Below are 1,205 nucleotides of genomic sequence, written 5' to 3' on the forward strand. Positions count from 1 at the left end.
ATGGTATTGTCAGTAGTCAAGTAAGGCAATGAGCTCACCTCAATCGGCAGGTCACAAATCTGACCCGGGATTACAGGAGTACCGACGCACTCGCAGTCCAGTGTAATTACGTCACCGGTAGTTAATGGGTCTCCGTCATCACAAGGATCGCCAAAGTCGGCTTCCAAATCAGGACAGTCAAATCCGGCAATGTTGATGTTCAACTGGTAAGCCGTGTTCTGAGGTGCAGGCCAAGTCGAAATCACAACGTAGTAAGTCACGCCTGCTGTTACGGGAAGGTTTTCAATCTCACGGCCGAGTGCATCAGAAGCGGTGTGCGAACCAACTGTCGATTCAAAAGGACATCCTTCGATCACAAAGAGACCTACCCAGCTTCCGTGGTTGCTCAAAGTTACATCAATAAACTGATCTTCAGTAGGAGTGTAAGCATATACTACCTCATCACCACCAAAGTATAACGTACTATATCCATTGCTGATAGCATCAGGAGCCAATGGCGGAAGATCCGTTGTTTGATAATCATCGCCATAGTTAGAAGTGTTGTCAATGTCTTGGTAAGGCAACTCAGTCACATCGATCGGAATACCGCAAACCTGACCGGGAGGAGGAGGTGTACCCAAGCACTCGCAGTCTTCAGTAATAACATCATTCACAGTTGCAGGATCTCCATCATCACAAGCATCTCCTATGTTACCCAAACCAGGGCAATCGAGCACGACTTCTTCACAAGCTACTGATAGCGTAAAGCTTCCTTGTTGAGCGCTGAAACCATGCACCAACACAAAGTAAGTCTGACCTGCGAATACGTCTATATTATCAAGTAGTGTCGTATTGCCTGTACAAGTTGGGAATGTGTCGTCCAATCCACCAATACATACCAGGCTGCTTTCGCAGTCAGCTGCGGTGAAAACCGAAATTTTCGTATCAAAATCAGCTTGATTACAAGTTGAGAAGCTGGCAATTGCATCGATGTCAGGAGTAAATTCATACCATACGCCTGGAGCGGTATTTGAAGTACCGCATGTTCCTACATCATCGAAGGTTGCTCCGAGGGTAGTTCCTACTGCATCAGCATCGCATGAGATGGCCTCTGCGTTGCAGATCAAGTCATTCTCAGGTGGCGTAGCACAGTTCAGTTCAATTGTGAAAGTCTGCTCAGCATTTGCCGGACGAATTCTTACAAAGTAGTTTCCTGCATCGTAAAC

The 1,205-nt window shown here is 46.7% G+C and carries 1 protein-coding gene; it reads right to left on the reverse strand.

Translation table 11 applies throughout. The features are described from left to right. Positions 1–1,205: hypothetical protein (locus O3Q51_18370; protein MCZ4410788.1), on the reverse strand; the 1,205-nt coding region annotated here is incomplete at both ends.

The sequence above is a fragment of the Cryomorphaceae bacterium 1068 genome (genome assembly GCA_027214385.1).
Classification (GTDB): Bacteria; Bacteroidota; Bacteroidia; order Flavobacteriales_D; family Cryomorphaceae; genus JAKVAV01.